16 protein-coding genes are annotated in these 15,178 nt (G+C 72.7%); 3 read left to right on the top strand and 13 right to left on the bottom strand.

Going from position 1 to position 15,178, the window contains the following annotated elements; all coding sequences use genetic code 11:
* Positions 1 to 119: 119 nt before the first annotated feature.
* The 3 genes from ACTWPW_RS02015 to ACTWPW_RS02005 are packed head-to-tail and all read right to left on the bottom strand — an operon-like array spanning position 120 to position 1,929.
* Entirely contained in the window at positions 120 to 635 is a 516-nt protein-coding gene (locus ACTWPW_RS02015) for an SRPBCC family protein (protein ID WP_375109066.1), read from the bottom strand.
* Positions 632 to 991 carry a metalloregulator ArsR/SmtB family transcription factor gene (locus ACTWPW_RS02010; protein WP_443167779.1) on the bottom strand — a complete coding sequence of 120 codons (360 nt, stop codon included), beginning with the start codon at positions 989 to 991 and terminating at the stop codon, positions 632 to 634. Before ACTWPW_RS02010 ends, ACTWPW_RS02015 begins: the two co-directional genes overlap by 4 nt.
* 14 nt (positions 992 to 1,005) lie before the next feature.
* Positions 1,006 to 1,929 carry a LysR family transcriptional regulator gene (locus ACTWPW_RS02005; protein WP_443167778.1) on the bottom strand — a complete coding sequence of 308 codons (924 nt, stop codon included), beginning with the start codon at positions 1,927 to 1,929 and terminating at the stop codon, positions 1,006 to 1,008.
* Positions 1,930 to 2,019: 90 nt separating this feature from the next.
* Between ACTWPW_RS02005 and ACTWPW_RS02000 the strand changes: the two genes are divergently transcribed.
* Positions 2,020 to 2,370, top strand: a complete 351-nt coding sequence (locus ACTWPW_RS02000; protein ID WP_443167777.1) for a DoxX family protein — start codon at positions 2,020 to 2,022, stop codon at positions 2,368 to 2,370.
* A gap of 34 nt (positions 2,371 to 2,404) precedes the next feature.
* On the opposite strand, the gene ACTWPW_RS01995 is transcribed toward ACTWPW_RS02000, so the two are convergent.
* The 5 genes from ACTWPW_RS01995 to ACTWPW_RS01975 form a co-directional block, all read right to left on the bottom strand.
* Positions 2,405 to 4,180 (bottom strand): NAD+ synthase, encoded by a 1,776-nt coding sequence (locus tag ACTWPW_RS01995; RefSeq protein ID WP_375109070.1) that lies wholly within the window; start codon positions 4,178 to 4,180, stop codon positions 2,405 to 2,407.
* Between the two features lie 52 nt (positions 4,181 to 4,232).
* Entirely contained in the window at positions 4,233 to 5,687 is a 1,455-nt protein-coding gene (locus ACTWPW_RS01990; protein WP_443167776.1) for a BTAD domain-containing putative transcriptional regulator, read from the bottom strand.
* Between the two features lie 50 nt (positions 5,688 to 5,737).
* Positions 5,738 to 6,067, bottom strand: a complete 330-nt coding sequence (locus tag ACTWPW_RS01985) for a sensor histidine kinase (protein WP_443167775.1) — start codon at positions 6,065 to 6,067, stop codon at positions 5,738 to 5,740.
* A 45-nt stretch (positions 6,068 to 6,112) separates the two neighbouring features.
* Positions 6,113 to 7,591 carry a histidine kinase gene (locus ACTWPW_RS01980; RefSeq protein WP_443167774.1) on the bottom strand — a complete coding sequence of 493 codons (1,479 nt, stop codon included), beginning with the start codon at positions 7,589 to 7,591 and terminating at the stop codon, positions 6,113 to 6,115.
* 93 nt (positions 7,592 to 7,684) lie between these two features.
* Positions 7,685 to 8,917 (bottom strand): MDR family MFS transporter, encoded by a 1,233-nt coding sequence (locus ACTWPW_RS01975; protein WP_443167773.1) that lies wholly within the window; start codon positions 8,915 to 8,917, stop codon positions 7,685 to 7,687.
* A 58-nt stretch (positions 8,918 to 8,975) separates the two neighbouring features.
* Here ACTWPW_RS01975 and ACTWPW_RS01970 point away from each other — a divergent pair, with 58 nt between their 5' ends.
* Positions 8,976 to 9,941 carry a DUF5937 family protein gene (locus ACTWPW_RS01970; protein ID WP_375109074.1) on the top strand — a complete coding sequence of 322 codons (966 nt, stop codon included), beginning with the start codon at positions 8,976 to 8,978 and terminating at the stop codon, positions 9,939 to 9,941.
* A 39-nt stretch (positions 9,942 to 9,980) separates the two neighbouring features.
* Here ACTWPW_RS01970 and ACTWPW_RS01965 read toward each other — a convergent pair whose 3' ends face one another.
* Complete coding sequence (locus tag ACTWPW_RS01965; RefSeq protein ID WP_443167772.1) at positions 9,981 to 10,979, bottom strand: terpene synthase family protein; 999 nt, start codon at positions 10,977 to 10,979, stop codon at positions 9,981 to 9,983.
* A gap of 80 nt (positions 10,980 to 11,059) precedes the next feature.
* A complete protein-coding gene (locus ACTWPW_RS01960; RefSeq protein ID WP_375109076.1) occupies positions 11,060 to 11,605 on the bottom strand; it encodes an EF-hand domain-containing protein in 546 nt (181 codons plus the stop codon).
* 154 nt (positions 11,606 to 11,759) lie between these two features.
* Here ACTWPW_RS01960 and ACTWPW_RS01955 point away from each other — a divergent pair, with 154 nt between their 5' ends.
* Positions 11,760 to 13,121, top strand: a complete 1,362-nt coding sequence (locus ACTWPW_RS01955; protein WP_364113585.1) for a glutamine synthetase family protein — start codon at positions 11,760 to 11,762, stop codon at positions 13,119 to 13,121.
* A 51-nt stretch (positions 13,122 to 13,172) separates the two neighbouring features.
* Here the strand turns inward: ACTWPW_RS01955 and ACTWPW_RS01950 are convergent, their stop codons facing one another.
* The 3 genes from ACTWPW_RS01950 to ACTWPW_RS01940 form a co-directional block, all read right to left on the bottom strand.
* Positions 13,173 to 13,517, bottom strand: coding sequence for a YciI family protein (locus ACTWPW_RS01950; RefSeq protein ID WP_375109077.1), 345 nt, complete (start codon positions 13,515 to 13,517; stop codon positions 13,173 to 13,175).
* Positions 13,518 to 13,539: 22 nt separating this feature from the next.
* Positions 13,540 to 14,139, bottom strand: a complete 600-nt coding sequence (locus ACTWPW_RS01945) for an AAA family ATPase (protein WP_375109078.1) — start codon at positions 14,137 to 14,139, stop codon at positions 13,540 to 13,542.
* A gap of 148 nt (positions 14,140 to 14,287) precedes the next feature.
* Positions 14,288 to 15,043: a potassium channel family protein gene (locus tag ACTWPW_RS01940; RefSeq protein ID WP_443167771.1), complete on the bottom strand. Its 756-nt coding sequence runs from the start codon at positions 15,041 to 15,043 to the stop codon at positions 14,288 to 14,290.
* Positions 15,044 to 15,178: the final 135 nt, after the last annotated feature.

Here is a 15,178-nt window from a genome sequence, read left to right as displayed (position 1 = left end):
GGCGGGGGAGGGGCGTGGGTGCAGGCGGGAGTGGAGCGCGGGTGTCGGCGGGAGTGGGGCACGGGTGCCGGTGGGGGAGGGGCATGGGTGCGTTCGGCGCATCCGTGCCGCCCGTTTCGTCACGCCTTGTCGGGGCCGTCCTGGGCGGTCAGGCCGGTGAAGTACGCCTTCATCGAGGGGTAGTAGTCGTCGAAGTCCGGCGTGGGGGAGCCGTCGCGGGAGGCCACGAGCAGGTCCAGGTAGTACTCCCAGCCGGGGCCGATCTCGCCGAGGCCGTCCTCGGTCTCGAGGTGCTGGACGAAGCGCAGCTCCGTCGTGCCGCCCGCCTCCGACAGCAGCAGCTCGAGGTGCCAGGCCCCGTGCTCGTCCAGCGACGACACCGCCAGCCGGCGCGGCGGGTCGCAGGCGTCGATGCGCATGTCGTACCAGGGCGTCTGCTCCTCGAAGAGCATCTGCACCTTGATCGTGCGCCCGGGCCCCGCGTCGCCCTCCCAGGGCCCGAACCAGCGGGCCGTGCGCTCGGGCTCGGTGAGGCTGGCCCACACGTCCTCGGCGGGCGCGCGGAAGGTTCGGGTGAGGACGAGGTCGCTGCCCCCGTCCGTACGGAACAACCTGCCTGTGGGGATGAGACTCATGCGGTGCCTTCCTTCCTGCTGTCCGCGGCGGCGTCACGGCGCTCGCGGCGGATCCGGTAGACCTCTGTTTCCAGCGCGTCAAGGTGGTGCTCCCACCCGGAGGGCCGGACGAACGGGGTGAGCCACGCGATGAGCTCGGTGAACGGCCCCGGGTCGAGCGTGTAGAAGCGCTGCCTGCCGACGAGCTCCGCGCGCACCAGCCCGCTCTGCCTGAGCACCCGCAGGTGACGGCTCACGGCGGGCCGGCTGATCGCGAAGCGCTCGGCGACCTCGCCGGCGGACAGCCGCCCGTCCCTGAGCAGCACCAGGATCTGCCGCCGCACCGGATCCGCGATCGCACCCGCCACCTCGTCCACCTGGAAAGCGTAACCTACTGGTTACGCGTTTCGCCAGAGGGGTCGGCGGAGACGCGGCTGTCGAGGCAGCAGCGGACGAAGTCCTGGACGATCGGGTCGGCGTCGTCGGCCGGGTCCCAGGCGACGCCCACCCGGGTCGGGCTGATGCCGCTCACCGGCCGGTACGTGACGCCGGGCCGCGCGTAGTAGCGGGCGGCGGACTCGGGCGCCAGGGCGACGCCGTAGCCGTTGGCGATCGCGCTGAGCCATTCGTCCGGCTGGTCGGCCACGGCCCCGATGCGCACAGGACGGCCGTCGCGCTCGTCCGCGCCCACCCAGAAGTCCCGCCACGGGCCCGTCTCCTCCGGAGCCGCGACGAACGGCTCGTCCCACAGCTCGCTGAAGGGGATCAGGTCCCGCGTGGCGAGCGGGTGCGACGAGGGCAGGGCGATCCAGCGGGGCTCGCTGAACAGCACCTCCACCCGCAGGCCGTCCTGCCCGGGGAACGGTACGCGGAGCAGCGCGACGTCCACGCTCCCGTCGGCGAGCCCGGCGGTGGGGTTCGACCACGACGCCTGGCGCATGTCGGCCCGCCAGCCCGGCCGGCGGAGCGCGAAGGCGGCCACGATCTCCTGGGTGGCCTCGTTGGCGGCGCTGGCCAGGAAGCCGACCCGCAGCACGCGGGCCGCGCGGTCGGCCGCGTGCCGGGTCTCGCGCAGCGCCCGGTTCCAGGCGGCCAGCAGCTCGGGGGCCCGCTCGGCCAGCGCCCGGCCCGGCTCGGTGAGGGACATCCCGGTCCGCGACCGGGTGAAGAGCAGCACCCCGAGCTGGGCCTCCAGCTGCTTGATCTGCTTGGTGAGAGCCGGTTGCGACACGTAAAGCCGCTGGGCGGCGCGGGTGAGCCCGCCTTCCTCCGCCACGGCGATGAAGTAGCGCAGCAACCGCGTGTCCACATCCATGCCATCAGGTTATAGATGCAGGTATTGGACGCCAGGGTGCCACTCGGTAAAGCTGGTGAGCGAACGCCGGATCGAACGGAGGTCGTTCGTATGTTCACCGCATATGTGGTGGTCACCGCCGTCACGATCGTGGCCAACGCAGCGGCGGCGATCGCCGACTTCGCGGGCGCGAAGGCCGTTCTCGCCAACGCGGATCAGGTGGGCGTCGCGCCGTCCTGGGTCCCGTGGCTGGGCGCGCTGAAGGCCGCCGGGGCGGCCGGGCTCGTGCTCGGTCTCCTGGGCGTCCGGATCCTGGGGCTCGCGGCGGCGACGGGGCTCGTGCTGTTCTTCCTGGGCGCGGTCGCCGTGCACGTCCGCGCCCGGGTGTTCGGCAACATCGTCTTCCCCGGAGGGTTCCTGGCGCTGGCGGGCGCCTCGCTCGCCCTCGCCGCCGCACACTGACCGCCCGGGGCCGCCGGAGCGGGGACGGGGCGGGTCAGGTGGTGGTCTCGCGCCAGCGGTTGGTGATGGGCAGGCGGCGGTCGCGGCCGAAGTTCTTCGGGGTGATCTTGGGACCCGGGGGATACTGGCGCCGCTTGTACTCGGCCAGGTCCACCAGGCGGATCACCCGCGTCACCAGCGCCGGGTCGTGGCCGGCCGCGATGAGCTCCTGCGAGCCCATGTCCTTCTCCACGTAGTCGTCCAGCAGCCGGTCCAGCACCTCGTACGGCGGCAGCGAGTCGGTGTCGCGCTGGTCCGGCCGCAGCTCGGCGCTCGGCTCCTTCACGATCGAGTTCTCCGGGATCGGCCGCTCGGCCTGGAGCAGGAACCCGGGGTCCGAGTGGGCGTTGCGCCACCGGGACAGCTCCCACACCATCGTCTTCGGCACGTCCTTGATCGGGGCGAAGCCGCCCGCCGAGTCGCCGTAGAGGGTGGAGTAGCCCGTGGCCAGCTCGCTCTTGTTGCCGGTCGTCAGCACCAGGTGGCCGTGCTCGTTGGACAGCCCCATGAGGATCATGCCGCGCACCCTGGCCTGGAGGTTCTCGGCGGCCAGGCCCGACAGCTCGATCTCCTTCTCGTACGCGTCGACGATGTCGGCGATCGGCGCCACCCGCGACGAGACGCCCTGCCGCCGCACCAGCTCCTCGGCGTCGGCCAGCGAGTGGTCGGAGGAGTAGCGGGAGGGCATGAGCACCACGTTGACGCGCGAGGGGCCGATGGCGTCGGAGGCGATCGTGGCGGTCAGGGCCGAGTCGATCCCGCCGGAAAGGCCCAGGATGACCGACTGGAAGCCGTTCTTGGCCACGTAGTCGCGCACCGCGAGCACCAGCGCCGAGTAGACCTCCCCGTGCAGGTCCAGCCGCTCCGCGATCGGGGCGGGCACGGGCGGGTAGGGCGCGACCGGGTCGTCCGACAGCACCAGGCGCTCGACCGTGATCGTGGAGCCGTCGCCCGCGTCGTACGGGTACGTGCCCGGCTCCGAGTCCGCGACCGGCAGGCCGTCCAGGTCCACGACCAGGAGCTCCTCCTTGAACTGGCCGGCCCGCGCCACCAGCTCGCCCGTGCCGTCCACCACGATCGAGTCGCCGTCGAAGACCAGCTCGTCCTGCCCGCCGACCTGGTTGACGTAGACGAGGGCGCACCCGGCCTCCCGGGCGCGCCGCGCGCACAGCTCCAGCCGTACGTCGTCCTTCTCCTTCTCGTACGGGGAGGCGTTCGGCACCACCAGCAGCCCGGCCCCCGCCTGCCCCACGACGGACACGGGGCCGCCCTCCTGCCAGAGGTCCTCGCACACCGCGATCGCCACGTCCACCCCGTGCAGCCGGAAGACCGGCAGCCGGTCACCGCGGACGAAATAGCGGTATTCGTCGAACACCCCGTAGTTCGGCAGGTGGTGCTTGGCCGTGCGGGTGACCACCTCGCCCCGGTAGAGCAGCGCGGCGGCGTCCAGCGGGGCGCCCTTCGGCTGCCCGACCCGCGGCGCCAGCCCGGCGCGGTCGACGTAGCCGACCACCACCGGCAGGTCGCCCAGGCCCTCCCGGGACAGCCTGCGCGCAACTTCCGCCAAAGTCCTGATGCTGGCGTCCACGAAGGACGTCCGCAGCACCAGGTCCTCGACCGGGTAGCCGGTGAGGAACATCTCGGTGAAGACGACCAGGTGAGCGTCGCGCTCGGCGGCGTCGCGGGTCCACGCGACCAGCCGGTCCGCGTTGGCGCTCAGGTCGCCTACGGTCGGGTTCGTCTGGGCCAGGGCAATGCGCAGTTGTGCCACGCGAACAGCCTAGTACGGGACGATTTTTATCGTCAAAGCGACGAAAAGCAGATCATTTCCCGCCAGGAGTGACCAGCCCCGACTCGTACGCGGCCATCACCAGCTGCGCCCGGTCGAACAGCCCGAGGTGCTCCAGCAGCGACTTGACCATGAGGCTCACCTCCTCCTCGGGCAGCGACAGCGTCTGCCCGATCTGGCGGTTGGTCAGGCCGCGCGCGACGAGCTTGAGCACGTCCAGCCGCTCGTCGGAGAGCCCGGCCAGCGCCGGGGGCGAGTCGGGGTCGGTACGCCCGGCGAACGCCGAGATCAGCCGCGTGGTGACCGCGGGGTCGATGAGCGCGTCCCCGGCCGCCGCGGCCCTGATCGCGGCCAGGAACTGCTCGGGGGGCGACGTCTTCAGCACGAACCCGCTGACCCCCGCCCGCAGCGCCGCGTACAGGTTCTCGTCGCTGCCGAACGTGGTCATCATCACGACCTTCGGCGGCCGTTCGCCGGCCAGGATCCGGCGGGCGGCGGCCAGCCCGTCCAGGCGCGGCATCTGGATGTCGAGCAGCACCACGTCCGGCCGGGTGTCGCGGACGCCCGCGATCGCCTCCTCGCCGTTGGCCGCCTCGCCCGCCAGGGCCACCCCGTCCTCGCTCGCCAGCATGGCCCGCAGCCCGGCGCGCACGAGGGCCTGGTCATCGGCCACCAGCACGCGCAGCACGCCCGGGTCGGCGGCCCCGGGCCCAGGCCCGGGCATGAGCGGGGGCGGGGGCGCGGGCTCCTCCAGGCGCTGGGCCAGCATGTCGCCCTCCAGGCGCCTGAGCCCGGCCGACAGGTCCAGTCCCAGCTCGTCGCGCCACACGGCGCGCGCCCTGCGCAGCGCCGCCAGCGCGTCGCCCTGGCGGCCCATCCGGTAGAGCGCGAGCGCCAGCAGCCGCCATGCCTCCTCCCGCAGCGGGTACGCCGTCGCGTGCGCCTCCAGGTCCGCCACCAGCGACGTCGCCCGGCCCAGCGCGAGCCCGGCGTCGGCGCGCCGCTCGACGGCGATCAGCCGCAGCTCCTCCAGCCGGCCCGCCTCGGTCGCGGCCCAGCTCAGCTCCTCGAACTCGGCCAGCGCCGGCCCCCGCCACAGCCCGAGGGCGGTCTCCATGGCCGCCCACACCTGCGCCGGCGCGCCGTCGGACTTCACCAGGCTCTCGAAGTGCCAGGCGTCGACCTGATCGGTGCGGGCCCGCAGGGCGTATCCCGGCGGCGCGGAGACCAGCACGCCGGCCTCCTCGCGGGGCGCGCGGCCGGGTTCGAGCGCGCGGCGCAGGCGGGAGACGTAGCCCTGGATCGTGGACAGGGCCTGGGCGGGCGGGCTGCCCGGCCAGAGCTCGTCGATGAGCGTGTTCACGGGCACGGCGCGGCCGCCGGCGACGAGCAGGCGCGCGAGCACCGCCCGCTGCCGCTGGCCGCCGAGATCGAGTGGGGCGCCGTCGGCCCAGGCTTGGAACGGTCCGAGCGCGGTGAAGGTCAGCATGTCAGGCGTAACTGTAGAGGGAAGAAGCAGCTCGGGTATATGGCGAAATTTCACAGCGGCAGCTCCGCCTCGACAACGGTGCCCCCTCCTTCGGCCTCCCCTACCACGCAGGTGCCGCCCAGCTCGGCGGCGCGCTCGCGCATCGAGGCCAGCCCGACGCCCGCCCGCGCGTCCGGGGGGATCCCGGCGCCGTCGTCGGTGACGGTCACCCGCAGGCAGGTCTCGCGCCGCAGCGCGATCGCGATCCGGGCGGCGCCGGAGTGCTTGCGGGCGTTCGTGAGCGCCTCCTGGACGATCCGGTACGCGGCCACCTCGACCGCCGCGGGCAGCCCGCCGAGGTCGCCGGAGACCTCGACCGGCGTGCCGGCCAGCTCCTCCACCGCCCCCGCCAGGCCCAGCTCGTCGAGGGCGGGCGGGCGCAGGCCCTACACGAGCTGCCTGATGTCGCCGCTCACCGCGTCCATGCCGGCCCGCAGGTCGGCCAGCAACCGCTCGGCGCGCTCCGGCGCGTTGCGCATGGCCAGCCGCGCCGTGTTGATCGACATGGCCATGCCGGTGAGCGACTGGCCGAGCCCGTCGTGCAGGTCGCGGCGCAGCCGCCGCCGCTCCTCCTCGCGCGCGGTCAGGATCCGCTCGCGGGAGCGCTGGAGCGCGGCCGTCAGGCGCACGGCGTGCGCCGCGTCGGCGATGTACGGCGTGAGCGTCGCGATCACCCGCTCGTCGTGCGCCGCCGCGAACCTGCGCCGGTCCGTCGGCCCGACCAGCAGCAGCCCGACCGGCTCCCCGTGCCACACGAGCGGGATCACCCTGGCCGGCGCGTCCAGGGAGCCCGAGGTGGTCGTGGTGCCGTCCAGCTCGACCGCCACGCCGGTCACCGACAGGCCCTCGCGCAGCACGTCCAGCGTCGCCAGCAGGCCGTGCACGGGGTCGGCGTGCTGCAGCCGGTGCCGCAGCCGGCCGGCCAGCGCGGCGGGGACGCCGGTGCTGCCGTACAGGAGCCGGTCCACGCCGCGCTGCATGCCGCGCCGCATCGGCTGGAAGGCCGCGCCCGCGAACACCGCCGCCGCGATCCCCGCGACCCGGTCCACCTCGGCCAGGAACAGGCTGGAGGCGGCGCTCACCGCCACGTACACGCCGGTGGTCACGATCGCCAGCCCGGTGCCGATCAGCGCCCTGGTGATCAGCGTGTCGATGCCGAAGAGCCGGTAGCGCAGCACCGCCACCGCGATCGCCGCCGGGATCAGCGGGATGAACAGCGTCGCCACCCACCAGACCGGGTCGCCCAGCATCCACGGGATCAGCAGCCCGGGCAGCGTCACCAGCAACCACAGCAGCTGCCGCCGCTCGACCGCGTCCCCGCGCCGGAACCGCACCACGAGCGAGACGAACGCCAGCGCCATGGCCGCCGACACCATCAGGTGGGCCGGCTCCCGAAACGTTTTCTGCCCGCTCAGCACGGCGCCCCAGTCGAGCGCCATGCCCAGGACGGCCAGCACGATCACCCCGCGCCAGCGCCTGGACAGCAGCCGGCCGACCGGGTAGAGGAGCGGGAGCAGCACGCCGAGCGTGAGCTGCAGGACGTGCCACGAGAGGTTGACGACCGGCCAGCCGGCGGCGGGGTGGCCGTACACGAGGTGGAACAGGTTCGCGGACAGGATGTTGGCCGCGGCGCTCAGCCCGCCCGCGCACAGCAGCCAGCCGATCACCAGCCGCGGCCTGCTGTGGACGAGGATCGCGCCGAAGACCGGGAACGCGGTGCCCGCCATGTCCTCCGGCGCGAAGGGCAGCGGCGTCCACGAGGGTTGCGGCAGCTGGGCCGTCACCCAGATGTCGGTGAGCTCGAACACGACGGCGAGCGTGGCCATGCCGATCGCCACGCCTCGCGCCAGACCTGCGCGGCGCATCCCACCCGTCCTTCCCACCCCATGGCTGGGTGGAAATTATCGGGCGCCTGTCGCCGTCCGATCAAAATTTTCTCAACGCGGCGTCATGCCTGCTCAGGAGGGTTGGAGCGCCGGCTCCGCATCGCGGCGTCTGATGGCGGGGCCGAGCAGCAGCATGCCGATCGCCGAGGCCGCCCCGACCGCGCCGATCGTGAACCACAGCGGCCGCGTGCCCAGCTCCAGCAGCGGCCCGCCGATCAGCGGCGCCAGCACCGCCGCCAGCGACCACGCGAACCCGAACAGCCCCGAGTAGCGTCCCCGCAGCTCGGCCGGGGCCAGCGCGGCCACGACGGCGCCGGGGATGCCCGCCGTGATGATCTCGCCCGCCGTCCACACCGCGATCGTGGCCGTCAGCCCGAGCGTGTTCGTGACGAACGCGGTCATCGCGAATCCGGCCCCCATCACGGCCAGCCCCAGCGCGAACGTACGGGCCGGGTCCCTGCGCCCCAGCCAGCCCGACACCAGCGGCTGCACGACGACGATCAGCACCCCGTTCAGCGCCATGGCCAGCCCGTACTCCCCGGGCGACAGCTTCACCACCCCGGTCATCGCCACCGGCAGCATGGTCATCGTCTGCGAGTAGACCAGCGCGTTGCCCAGCGCGACCAGCGTGAACCCGACCATGACCCGGTCGCGCAGCACCATCCCGAAACCGCCCGCGGACTGCCGGCCCGCCGGCCTGGTCTCGGGCACCGCCCGCCACACCAGCACGGCGAAGACCACGCTCGACAGCGCGTCGATCCAGAACAGCCAGACGAACCCGAGCCCGGCCAGCCATCCGCCGGCCGTCATGCCGACCGCGTAGCCGAGGTTGATCCCCCAGAACAGCAGCCCGTACGCCCGGGGCCGCTCCTCCGGCGAGACCAGGTCGGCGACCAGCGCGTTCGAGGCCGGCCGGTAGACGTCGATCACCAGGCCGAGCACGAACATCGAGGCCAGGATCGCCGGCAGCGAGATGCTGTAGCCCAGCGCCAGCATGGCCGCGGCCGTGGCCAGCATGCCCCCGGACAGCGTGGCCCGCCGCCCGATCCGGTCCGTGAGCACGCCCGCGATGAACTGCGACAGCAGCGAGCCCGCCCCGAACGCGCCCATCACCAGGCCCGCGGTGCTGACCGACAGGCCGCGGGTCTGGGTCAGGTAGACGCCGGTGAACGGCATGACCATGGTGCCCAGGCGGTTCACCAGGGTGCCGCCCCACAGCGCCCAGAACGGGCGGGGCAGCCCGCCGACCTTCGACTTCAGGAAGGGCGGCAGGAAGGGTGACTTCTCGACAGTTGCGCTCGACACGCGACAAGCGTGAGATCTCCGTTTTGCCGGCGCGAACGATTTAGCCGACACTAAAAGCATGTCCGTCACGTGGGTGCTGAGGCCGGAGGACGTGGCGCGCATCCGGTTCGCGTTCTCGCCGATGTGGGAGCTGGTGGCCAGCCTGCGCACCCTCCAGCAGCCGGCCAGGCAGTCGATCCACCTGCCCTGGATCAAGGCCGTACGCCCCCGGCTGGCCGGGCTCGACCTGGCCGAGGTGTTCGCGCTCGTGCCGCCGGCCGGCTACCTGGCCGACTTCATCACCCCGCCGCCCGACACGCCCCTGCCCGACTTCGCCGCCGAGCTCGACCGGGTCAGGGGCACCGACCCCGGGCGGGCACGGGAGGAGGCCGCGCTGGTGCGGGGCACGGACCCGGCGGTGATCGAGCGGTTCATGGCCGACCCGGCGGCGGGCGTGGCCAGGGTCGCGGACGCGCTGGAGGCGTACTGGCGGGAGTGCTTCGCCGAGTTCTGGCCCCGCGTGTACGCGCTGCTCGAACGGGACGTGCTGCTCCGGTCGCGGCAGCTCGCCCAGGGCGGGGCGCGCGAGCTGTTCGCCGCCCTCGACCCCGCCGTGGTGTGGACCGGGGAGCGGCTGCTCATCGACCGGCCCTGGTGCGCGACGGGCGGGCTGCACGGCGACGGGCTCGTGCTCGTGCCGAGCGCGTTCTACTGGCCGGCCGTGGCCGTGATGTCGGCGCCGTACCAGTCGATGCTCGTCTACCCCGTGCGGGGCGTCGGCACGCTGTGGGAGCAGGGCCCGCCGCCCGCCCCCGGCGCGCTCGCCGCGCTGATCGGCAGGAGCCGGGCGCAGATCCTGCTCGCGCTCGCCGAGCCCGCCACCACCTCGGCGCTGGCCACCCGCATGGCGCTCACGCCCGGCGCGGTCAGCCAGCACCTCGGCGTGCTCAGCGGCGGCGGGCTCGCGGTGGGGATGCGGGTCGGCAAGCAGGTCGTCTACCGCCGCACCCCCGCCGGGGACATGCTCGCGGGCGCTCAGGCGTAGCGCCCGCGGCTCCGGGCCGTCGCGTCTCGGGCCCACGTCTCAGGCGTAGCGCTTCGACTCCAGCAGCCAGTCCAGGTGGGCGCGCGGCGCCGCCAGGTACGCGCAGGCGACCTTGCTGACGTCCCGGGCCGTCTTCGGCTCCAGGTCGTCCAGCGGCAGCCGCCTGGCGGCCTTGCGCATGTCCTGGCAGCGCCCGGCGATCCGCTCCAGCACCCAGGCCGTCGCCTCGCGCTCGCTCAGCCCGAGCTGGCGCATCGCCAGCACCACGAAGTTGTGCACGTCGCCGCGCTCCTTGGGCCGCGAGGCCACGTCGTTGCACCAGGCGGTCACGTCGCTGCAGGCGTTCACCAGCAGCTGCCAGGGCTCCGACTCGTGCACCCAGGCCGGCACCTCCACCCGCAGGCACGGCTCGACCAGGTCGTACAGGTAGGGCCCCACCGTGCCCCTGCGCAGCGCCGGGTACTCCTCCAGCGTCGGCATCCGCCCCGCCGCCCGGTTGTCGGCCTCGGTGCGGCAGGCGTCGTACTGGCTCTGCAGCCCGACCGCGAACCTGGCCCGCCACCGGTCGCTCATCCGCACGCTCGTCACCCGCCACAGGTCGGCGAAGGCCGCCTCCAGCGGGTGGCGCGCCGAGCCCTTGAGCATGCCGTGGAAGATGTCCAGCGGGCCCGACCGCTCGTCCAGCTCGTCGTCCAGGTGGAACAGCCAGGTCAGCCACTGCGCGAACAGCGCCGCCGCGGCCGCGTCGAACTCGGCGAACGCCCGGCCCGCCATGCGGTGGTAGCCGACGCCGGGATCGGCCCGCAGGCCGGTCCTCCTGGCCCAGTCGATGACCGCGGCCTCGATCGCGTAGACGGCCGGGTGCATCCGGCACGGCGCCGCCATCGCGGGCACCGTCTCGGTGAGCGGCAGCAGCGCCAGGGCGGCCGAGCCGCCCCTGCGCGGCAGCGGCAGCAGGGACGTCAGGGCCGAGCGCAGGGCGGTGCGCACCGTGGCCAGCACGGTGGTGCTCGCTGGGCTGCTCGCTGGGCTGCTCACTGGGCTTTTCACCGGGCTTTTCGCTGGGCTCTTCGTCGAGCTCTTCACTGGGGTCTTCACCGGCATCTTCACTGGGACCTTCACAGGGGTCCGAAAAGCCAGTTGCCCGCGGCGTTGGGGTCGTCGCTGCGGTAGAAGTCGGCGGCGGCCAGGACCAGCTCGTCCACGGTCAGCGCGCCCCTGCCCGCCCGGTCCAGCCGGTCGAACGCCTCGTCCACGTCGTCGTAGGCCACCCCGAACGCGCACAACATCGTCCGGAACTCGCCCGGCCCGATCTCCCCGTCGTCGTCGCCGTCGCACAGCTCCGCCACCGCCACCGTGGCCGGCCGGAACACCGGGTCGTACCGGTCGCCCTTGACGAACGCCTCCGTCATCCCCCTCCGGAAGTCCGGGCGCGCGATGCCGGAGTCGCCGTCGCGTTCGAGCGCCTCCGACAGGGTGGACCAGATGCCGTCGAAGCTGTCCACGAGACTCGCTCCGGTGACCGAGGTGGGGGACTCCCCGAAGCCCACCAGGATGCGGGCGCCCAGCCCCAGCAGGTCCTCACGCTCGACGACGCCGTTGCCGCTCGCGTCGATGTGGTCGAACGCCCGATCGAGCTTGTGATTGAGCAGGTCGATAGCCACCAATGCCTCCCCCGAGACTGACTGCGTGATCACAGTAAGTCGGGGCGGGCCCTTTGTCAGCGAGGCTCGCACCGGCACCCCCCGTAACGTGTGCGAAACACGGACACGGCATGCTGGTATATAGCCTGTACTGTCTGTCTAACGAGGGGATGCTGTGGACCGCCAGCAGGAGTTCGTGCTCCGCACGCTCGAGGAACGCGACATCCGGTTCATCCGGCTGTGGTTCACTGACGTGCTCGGCTTCCTCAAGTCCGTGGCCATCGCGCCCGCAGAGCTCGAAGGGGCCTTCGCCGAAGGCATCGGGTTCGACGGTTCGGCGATCGAGGGCTTCGCCCGCGTCTACGAGTCGGACATGCTCGCCAAGCCCGACCCGGCCTCGTTCCAGATTCTGCCCTGGCGCAGCGAGACGCCGGGCGCGGCGCGCATCTTCTGCGACATCCTCATGCCCGACGGGTCGCCGTCCCACGCCGACCCGCGCTGGGTGCTCAAGCGCACGCTCGCCAAGTGCGCCGACATGGGCTTCACGTTCTACACCCACCCGGAGATCGAGTTCTTCCTGCTGAAGAACCGGCCCGAGCCCGGCGAGCGGCCCGAGCCGATCGACTCCGGCGGCTACTTCGACCACACCCCGCACAGCTCCGGCCACGACTTCCGCCGCCAGGCGATCATGATGCTGGAGTCGATGGGCATCTCGGTCGAGTTCAGCCACCACGAGGGCGCGCCCGGCCAGCAGGAGATCGACCTGCGCTACGCCGACGCGCTCACCACGGCCGACAACATCATGACCTTCCGCCTGGTCATGAAGGAGGTCGCGCTGGAGCAGGGCATCTGGGCCTCGTTCATGCCCAAGCCGTTCACCGAGCACCCGGGCTCCGGCATGCACACGCACATGTCGCTGTTCGAGGGCGACCGCAACGCCTTCTACGAGGCCGGCTCCGACTACCGGCTGTCCAAGATCGGGCGCTCGTTCATCGCCGGGCTGCTCAAGCACGCCGCCGAGATCACCGCCATCACCAACCAGTGGGTCAACTCCTACAAGCGGCTCTGGGGCGGCGCCGAGGCCATCGCCGGCCAGGGCGGCGAGGCGCCCTCCTACGTGTGCTGGGGCCACAACAACCGCTCCGCGCTGGTCCGGGTGCCGATGTACAAACCGCACAAGGGCGGCTCCACGCGCATCGAGTTCCGCTCGCTCGACTCGGCGTGCAACCCCTACCTGGCCTTCGCGCTGATCCTGGCGGCCGGGCTGAAGGGCATCGAGGAGAGCTACGAGCTGCCCGCCGCGGCCGAGGACAACGTCTGGACGCTGACCAGCGCCGAGCGGCGCGCCCTCGGCATCCAGCCGCTGCCCGGCTCGCTCAACGACGCCATCGAGGTCATGGAGCGCAGCGAGCTGGTGGCCGAGACGCTGGGCGAGCACGTCTTCGACTTCTTCCTGCGCAACAAGCGGTCCGAGTGGCGCGAGTACCGCCGCCACGTCACCGAGTTCGAGCTCGGCCGCTACCTGCCCGTGCTCTGAGCCGTTCCGGCTGCCAGGGGGCCCCGCCGCGCGGCGGGGCCCCCTGTGCCGTCAGCCGTGGAACTCGCGGACCTCGATCGGGAGCAGGGCCACCGCCCTGGCCATCTTGCGGGCCCATTCGAGCGCGGCGTCCAGGTCGGGCGCCTGGATGACGGTGAAGCCGCCGATGTGCTCCTTGCCCTCGGTGTACGGGCCGTCGGTGGCCAGCACCTCGCCCTCGCGCAGCCGCACCACGGCGGCCTCCTCCACCGGTCGCAGCGCGCCGGAGAAGACCCACGCGCCGGCCGCCTTCATCTCCTCCTCGAGGGCGTACAGGTCCCGCATGACGGGGTCCAGGATCTCCGGGCCAGGCGGCGGGCCGTCGGGCTGGAAAATGGTGAGCACGTACTGCTTCATGAGCCTTCCTTCCGTGAGTCTCTCACCTCCTGAACGAACGGCGCGGGCCCGGATCGACACCCCGGGCGGGATCGAAAACGATGGCTTCGAGCAGGCCCGCCTCGGCGCGGTCCACGATGCGCGCGCCCGTCGCCGGAGCCGGGTCGCCGCCCTTGACCCGCGTCAGGAGGCTCTCCCACCTGCGCTGGTGGCGCGCGAACGTCCTGGGCGCCACCACCCGGCCCCTGGCCACCTGCCCGGCCAGCGCCGCGTCCGCCGGCGCGTCCAGCAGGAGCAGGTGGAAGCTCGCGTTGTGCCAGCGCGCCAGCCAGGCGAAGCCGCGCAGCACGTACGGGGCGCAGCCCCGGTTGTGCGCCACGACCGCATGCCCCTGGGTCAGGGCCTGCCGGATGCGGGTCACGTGGGTGACGAACACCACGGCGCGGCGCACCGGGTACGGGGCCCAGGTCAGCCTGCCCTGCCAGTGCCGCCTGGACTGCGACGAGTCGATCACCACCGCCGTGCCCGCGACGACGGGCAGGCTCTCCGCGCCGTGCAGGCCGTACAGGCGTTCGAGCAGGGTGGTCTTGCCCGCGCCCGGGAGCCCGGTCAGGATGACCAGGGACCCCGGCGGATAACGCAACCTCGCACCCTGCACAGGCCCACCCCCGCATGATCCACCGTCTTGTCCCTGCTTGCGCAAGCATAGGCCGCGCTCTTACCAGCCTCTCCGAGGCCGGGCCAAGATGCGCACCCCCGGACGGAAAGCGCATCCCTGAGGGGCCGTCCGCTCAGGGGGACAGCCGTGCCGTCAGCTCTCCCACGGCCTTGCGCAGCGCGGCGAGCTCGGCCACGGCCTTGCGCAGCTCGGCGAGCTCGGCGACGATCTCGGACAGCTCGGCCTCCGTACGGCGCTCCAGGGCCGCCGTTCGCTCGAACCGCTCGACGAACCAGGAGGCGATGGCCGCCGTGATGACGCCCAGCAGGGCGATCCCGGCGAGCATCAGCCCCGCGGCCACCAGCCGCCCCTCCGAGGTGACGGGGAAGCGGTCGCCGTACCCGACCGTCGTCATCGTGGTGAGCGACCACCACATGGCGTCGCCGATCGTCTTGATGTTCCCGTCCGGATTGCCGCGTTCCACGTCGAGGACGGCGATGCTGCCGACGATGGAGAGGAAGAGGGCGGTGCCGCTGACGTACACCACGGCGCGCAGGCGCAGCGGGAGCTGCACGCGCTCGGCGATGACGTGCAGCAGGAGCAGCGCCCGCAGCAGCCAGAGCGGGCGCAGGAGCGGGAGGAGCACGACCAGGAGGGCGGGGATGTTCCTGATGACGAAGCGCAGGCGGCGCGGGGCCAGGGCGACGCGGATGAGGTAGTCGGCGGTGAACAGGGCCCACGTGACGACCTGGAGGTACCAGAACGCGTCGCGGGCGGGGGCGGACAGGCCGGGGACGAGCACCGGGACTGCCCAGCCGAGTAAGAAGCCACAGCCGATGAGGAGGAGCGCGAGGCTGGTGCGCCGCTCCCAGGAGGTCAGCCGGTCCATGCGGACAGTGTGCGGCACGGGCCCCGACGTCCGGAGTGCCCCCCGTCACGTTCGGAATCAGGCGATTGGTCGCGAGGAACGGGAGAACCCCGTTAAGGTACAGGCAGCGCCTTGATCGGCCTCACTCCCGGAGCG

The organism is Nonomuraea sp. KM90, assembly GCF_052246675.1.
Lineage (GTDB): Bacteria > Actinomycetota > Actinomycetes > Streptosporangiales > Streptosporangiaceae > Nonomuraea.
The sequence above is the reverse complement of the archived record's forward strand: the minus strand, read 5'-3'. Positions and strand labels throughout refer to the sequence as shown.